The following is a 5,906-nucleotide window of genomic DNA, read 5'->3' on the forward strand; positions in this document are numbered from 1 at the left end:
GTTTGAGGACGAGCGGCGAAGCCGCGAAAGCGGGGGTCTGGGGGCGCAGCCCCCAGGAAACGGCGAAGGGGCGGGACCGGGGCGCCCCCACACGGAGTGTGACGTTCACCGCTCCCGCCGAGGGGGCTGGGCAGCTTGGTTACCCGTAAGTAGCATGAGGTTGTCAGCCCGCACCGCGGCGGAGCCGTATCGGCATGCCCGCGCGCAGCGATCCGCACCTGGAGGAGAGCCAACGTGCCTCGTACCGCTAGGGACGTCGTTTTCGTCGACGGCGTCCGCACCCCGTTCGGCAAGGCGGGCCCGAAGGGCATCTACCACGAGACCCGCGCCGACGACCTGGTCGTCAAGTGCATCCGGGAGCTGCTCCGCCGGAACCCGGGCCTGGACCCCGCCCGCATCGACGAGGTGGCCATCGCCGCCACCACGCAGATCGGCGACCAGGGGCTGACCCTGGGCCGCACCGCCGGCATCCTCGCGGGTCTGCCGCAGTCCGTGCCGGGCTACTCCATCGACCGTATGTGCGCCGGTGCGATGACCGCCGTGACGTCCGTGTCGGGCGGCGTCGCCCTCGGTGCCTACGACATCGCCCTGGCCGGCGGCGTCGAGCACATGGGCCGTCACCCCATGGGCGAGGGCGTGGACCCCAACCCGCGCTTCGTCTCGGAGAAGCTGGTCGACGAGTCCGCCCTGTTCATGGGCATGACGGCGGAGAACCTGCACGACCGCCTGCCGCACATCACCAAGCGGCGCGCCGACGAGTACGCGGTCCGCAGCCAGGAGAAGGCCGCCAAGGCGTACGCCGACGGCAAGATCCAGGCCGACCTGGTGCCGATCTCCGTCCGCCGCACCAGCCCCGAGGCCGGTGAGACGGGCTGGGGCCTGGCCACCGCCGACGAGCCGATGCGCCCGGGCACCACGCTGGAGGGCCTGGCGTCGCTCAAGACGCCGTTCCGCCCGCACGGCCGGGTCACCGCGGGCAACGCCGCCGGTCTCAACGACGGTGCGACCGCCTCGCTGATCGCCGCCGAGGACGTGGCGCGCGAGCTGGAGCTGCCGGTCAAGATGCGGCTGGTCTCGTACGCCTTCGCCGGCGTGGAGCCGGAGGTCATGGGCATCGGCCCGGTGCCGGCCACCGAGAAGGCGCTGGCCAAGGCCGGTCTGTCGATCGACGACATCGGTCTCTTCGAGATCAACGAGGCCTTCGCCGTCCAGGTGCTCTCGCTGCTGGACCACTACGGCATCGCCGACGACGACCCGCGCGTCAACCAGTACGGCGGCGCCATCGCGTTCGGCCACCCGCTGGCCTCCTCCGGCGTGCGGCTGATGACGCAGCTGGCCCGCCAGTTCGAGGAGCAGCCGCAGGTCCGCTACGGCATCACCTCCATGTGCGTGGGCTTCGGCATGGGCGGAACGGTCATCTGGGAGAACCCCCACTGGGAGGGCAAGTGAGCAACACCGCCGAGCTGCTGAAGGGGGCGGCCGAGCTCTTCCCGGGCGAGGTCGTCACCCAGGCGCACGTACGTCACCTCGAACTCCCGCTGGGCGCGGGCTCGTTCGCGCTGATCACGCTGGACAACGGCCTGGACCACACCAAGCCGACCACCTTCGGCCCGCAGTCGCTGGCCAACCTCGACGCGGCGATCGACCAGGTCGAGGCGGAGGCCAAGGCCGGGAAGATCGTCGGCGTCGGCGTCACCGGCAAGCCGTTCATCTTCGCCGTCGGCGCCGACCTCAAGGGCGTCGAGCTGCTGCGGACCCGTGAGGACGCGCTGGCCATCGGCAAGGGCGGGCACGACGTCTTCAAGCGGCTGTCGTCGCTGGCCGTGCCCACGTTCGCGTACTACAACGGCGCGGCGATGGGCGGCGGCGTCGAGGTCGGCCTGCACTGCTCGTACCGGACGGTGTCCCAGGCCATCCCCGCCTTCTCGCTGCCCGAGGTCTTCCTCGGCCTGCTCCCCGGCTGGGGCGGCTGCGTCCTGCTGCCGAACCTCATCGGCGCGGACCGCGCGGTCTCGGTGATCATCGAGAACTCGCTCAACCAGAACCGGCAGCTGAAGGGCAAGCAGGTCTTCGAGCTCGGCATCGCGGACGCGATCTTCGAGGGCGCGGACTTCCTGGAGCAGTCGCTCGTCTGGACCGCCGCCGTCCTCAAGGGCGAGATCCAGGTCTCCCGCCCCGAGGTGGACCGCGGCGAGGCGTGGGACGCGGCCGTCGAGCGCGGCCGGGCCTTCGCCGACTCCAAGGTGCACGGCGCGGCTCCCGCCGCCTACCGCGCGCTGGAGATCATCTCCGCGGCGAAGAACGGCGACCTGCGCCAGGGCTTCGAGGCCGAGAGCGAGGCGCTGGCCGACCTCATCATGGGCGAGGAGCTGCGCAGCGGCATCTACGCCTTCAACCTGGTGCAGAAGCGCGGCAAGCGGCCCGCCGGTGCCCCGGACAAGTCGCTGGCCCGTCCGGTCAACAAGGTGGGCGTCGTCGGCGCCGGCCTGATGGCCTCGCAGCTGGCGCTGCTGTTCGCCCGCCGCCTGGAGGTGCCGGTCGTGCTGACCGACATCGACCAGGAGCGCGTCGACAAGGGCGTGGCCTACGTCCACGGCGAGATCGACAAGCTGCTCGGCAAGGGCCGTATCAACCAGGACAAGGCCAACCGCCTCAAGGCCGCGGTGACGGGCTCCCTCGACAAGGCCGCCGCCTTCGGCGACGCGGACTTCGTCATCGAGGCCGTCTTCGAGGAGATGGGCGTCAAGCAGCAGGTGTTCGCCGAGGTCGAGGCGGTCGTGCCGGAGCACGCCATCCTCGCCACCAACACCTCCTCGCTGTCCGTCACCGAGATGGCGTCGAAGCTGAAGCACCCGGAGCGGGTCGTCGGCTTCCACTTCTTCAACCCGGTCGCGGTCCTGCCGCTGCTGGAGATCGTGCGCGGCGAGCGCACCGACGACGCGGCGCTGGCCACCGCGTTCGGCGTGGCGAAGAAGCTCAAGAAGACCGCGGTGCTGGTGAAGGACGCCCCGGCGTTCGTCGTCAACCGCATCCTGGTCCGCTTCATGGGCGAGATCCAGAACGTCATCGACGAGGGCACCCCGGTCGCCGTCGCCGAGAAGGCCGTCGAGCCGCTCGGTCTGCCGATGTCGCCGCTGGTGCTGCTGGAGCTGGTGGGCCCGGCGATCGGTCTGCACGTCTCGGAGACGCTGGCCGGCGCCTTCCCCGACCGCTTCAAGGTCTCCCCCAACCTGGCCGCCGTGGTCAAGGCGGGCAAGCGCGGCTTCTACGTCTACGACTCCGGGAAGCCGGAGCTGGACCCCGAGGTCGCCGCGCTCCTCAAGCAGGGCGACACCGTCCTGACGGAGGAGCAGGTCCGCGCCCGCGTCCTGGAGGGCGTGGCGCAGGAGATCGGCCTGATGCTGGAGGAAGGCGTCGTGGCGGAGGCGCAGGACATCGACCTGTGCCTGATCACCGGCGCCGGCTGGCCCTTCCACCTGGGCGGCGTCACGCCGTACCTGGACCGTGAGGGCGTCTCGGAGCGGGTGAACGGCAAGCGGTTCCTGGAGCCGGGGATCGCCAGCGTTCCGGCGTAACGCCGATTGCGTGCCCGAGGGCCGTGCGGACGGAGTCCGTGCGGCCCTCGGGCACGTTGGGGGTGCCCCGGTCCCGCCCTTTCGCCGTTTCTCGCGGGGGCGGGCCCCCGCACCCCCCGAAGCGCGCTGCGCGCGCTGTCCTCAAACGCCGGACGGGCTAGATATCTGGGGGCGCGGCCCCCGGGAAACGGTGAGCGGGCGGGACCGGGGCACAGCCCGCCGCAGGCGACTACACGCGCACCCAGCGGCCCAGCGCCAGCCCCGCCTCGTCCTTCTGCCGCGTCACGCACAACCCTCCGTCAGGAGTGAAAGCGGCCAGCACCACCCGCCCCAGCGCGTCAAGCGCCAGCGCGGGCGCCCCCGCGCACGCTTCCCCGGTCTTCGACCAGAACGCCCCCGCCGCCTCGTCCCCGGTGGGGTACGCGGCGACAGCCGGCAGGCCGGAGGCGGTGCGCTGTGCGAGGACCGTGCAGTCGTGGCCGTCGATGGTGGTCCGGACGGCGGCGACGGGGCCGGTGCCCTCGTCGTCGGAGGGGGCGAGGGTGACGGGGACGACATCGTCCTCCGGGTCACCCACGGCGCGGGTGTGGACGCGGAGGACCGAGTCGGCGGCCTCCCGCCAGAAGTGGCTGACCCGGCCCTCACCTGCGGCGAGACAGGCGGCGGATCCGGGCAGCGGATCGGCCGGGATGTTGCGCACCCGCTTCAGCGGCCCGCCGGGCTCCTCCTGCCGCCAGCTCTGGACGTTGCCGTCGGTGAGCGCGAGGAGCTCGGCACGCCCCTCGTCGGTCACCGCGGTGGCGAGGGAGTCGAGGACCTGACTGCCCTTCATGTCCGTCCAGGGGCCCCACACGCCCTTGGCGTCCTGTCGGCGGCCGCAGACGCCGCCGCCAGCGTTCCGGACGAACACCTGGGGGCCGTTCTTGTCCACGACCGCCGCGGGCGCCCCGATGCGCGCGGCCCGCTCGCGGTCCTGGCCGTAGGGGGTACCGATGGAGCGCCAGGGCGTCAGGGCCCGGCCGGGCTGGAACTGCGTCGCGTAGACGACGTCGGTGTCGGTACGGCCGTCCTCGGTCCGCCGGGTGCGAACGCCGAACAGGTACACGTACCCCTGCGGCGTGCGGCACAGCGAGAGGTGGGGCTCCAGGCCGGGGACGGTGATCCGCTCGGGGCCCGTCCAGTCCGGGCCGCCGGGACGGTTCTCGGTCCAGCGCAGCAGGCCGTCGACGGTGGGGGCGTAGGCCGTGAGCCGGCCGTCCTGTCCCCGCAACAGCCAGCCGGTCGTGGGGGTGGCCGTCCGTGCCATGACTCGCTGCCAGCCTCTCTCTGCCCCAATTCCGCGTCGCGCGGAGCCGTTTCACCGGCGTTTTCCGACCCCCGACAATAACATTGCGCAGGTGGGCGCATTCCGGTTCGCGTTCGGCGTGCGAGCCTGGTCGATATGGTCGATATGAACGCCGGTAGGGAAGCGGAAGCGCCCGGGGCCGGTCCTCTGCTCGTCGTCGACGCCGCCAATGTCGTGGGCAGCGTTCCCGACGGCTGGTGGCGGGACCGCCGTGGCGCCACCGAGCGGCTGCGCGACGCCCTCGCCCCGTACGCGGCCGGCGGGCTGCCGGACGTCCTGCCGCCGCTGCCCGGCCCGCTGGACGTCGTCCTGGTGGTCGAGGGCGCGGCACGCGGGACGGAGCCCGTGCCGGGGGTGCGGGTGGACACGGCGGACGGCAGCGGGGACGACCGGATCGTCGAGGTGGTGGCCGGGGAGCGGGCCCGGGGACGGCGCTGCGTGGTCGCGACCGCGGACCGGGAACTGCGGGAGCGCGTCACGGAGCTGGGCGCGGAGACGGTGGGACCCCGGACGGTACGCCCCTGACACCGGCCGGGTCGGCTGGCCCGGCCGGTGTGGCTGGGTCGGCTGGTTTGGCTGGGTCGGCTGGTTTGGCTGGGTCGGCTGGTTTGGTCGGTGTGGCCCGTGCCGGACTGCGGCGGTACAGCGCCGACGGGCCGTCCGCGCCCTTCCCCGTTCCCCTCCGGCTCTCTCTTCGCCCTCCCAGCGGCATCCCCCAGGCCGTGCCCGTACCCGGCGGCGGACCGTTCCGTCGCGAGCGGCACGCCCTCGGCGGTGTGCCGCATCCGCACGCCCCGGCGGTGGGCGGCTCGGGCCGGGAGGCTCAGCGTGGGCTCCTCGGGCGGAAGACCCGGCGTGGGCGGCCCGGGCGGCCCGGGCGGGAAGGCTCGGCGGTGAGCGGCCCGGGCGGCTCGCTGCCAGGGAGGCTCGCTGCCAGGGCGGGAAGGCGTCCTGCGGGTCGCAGCGTCCCGCCGCCGGGTACGGGC

The 5,906-nt window shown here is 72.9% G+C and carries 4 protein-coding genes; 3 read left to right on the top strand and 1 reads right to left on the bottom strand.

The annotated features are described in order from the left end of the window. The first annotated feature begins 234 nt into the window (after positions 1 to 234). Both ACSNOK_RS29785 and ACSNOK_RS29790 read left to right on the top strand, forming a co-directional pair. A complete protein-coding gene (locus ACSNOK_RS29785) occupies positions 235 to 1,449 on the top strand; it encodes a thiolase family protein (RefSeq protein ID WP_436783909.1) in 1,215 nt (404 codons plus the stop codon). After that, entirely contained in the window at positions 1,446 to 3,575 is a 2,130-nt protein-coding gene (locus ACSNOK_RS29790; RefSeq protein ID WP_436783910.1) for a 3-hydroxyacyl-CoA dehydrogenase NAD-binding domain-containing protein, read from the top strand. Before ACSNOK_RS29785 ends, ACSNOK_RS29790 begins: the two co-directional genes overlap by 4 nt. A 229-nt stretch (positions 3,576 to 3,804) precedes the next feature. Here the strand turns inward: ACSNOK_RS29790 and ACSNOK_RS29795 are convergent, their stop codons facing one another. Next, the gene (locus ACSNOK_RS29795) at positions 3,805 to 4,881 is read right to left on the bottom strand and encodes a hypothetical protein (RefSeq protein ID WP_436783911.1); all 1,077 of its coding nucleotides are present in this window, start codon (positions 4,879 to 4,881) and stop codon (positions 3,805 to 3,807) included. Between the two features lie 144 nt (positions 4,882 to 5,025). Between ACSNOK_RS29795 and ACSNOK_RS29800 the strand changes: the two genes are divergently transcribed. Then, positions 5,026 to 5,445: an NTP pyrophosphohydrolase gene (locus ACSNOK_RS29800; protein ID WP_436783912.1), complete on the top strand. Its 420-nt coding sequence runs from the start codon at positions 5,026 to 5,028 to the stop codon at positions 5,443 to 5,445. Positions 5,446 to 5,906 lie beyond the last annotated feature (461 nt).

This window comes from Streptomyces sp. URMC 126, assembly GCF_051386555.1.
Taxonomy (GTDB): domain Bacteria; phylum Actinomycetota; class Actinomycetes; order Streptomycetales; family Streptomycetaceae; genus Streptomyces.

Bases quoted from the DNA above. Each gene is read 5' to 3' on its own strand.
- ACSNOK_RS29795 (WP_436783911.1), bottom strand. From the start codon at position 4,881: ATGGCACGGACGGCCACCCCCACGACCGGCTGGCTGTTGCGGGGACAG.
- ACSNOK_RS29800 (WP_436783912.1), top strand. From the start codon at position 5,026: ATGAACGCCGGTAGGGAAGCGGAAGCGCCCGGGGCCGGTCCTCTGCTC.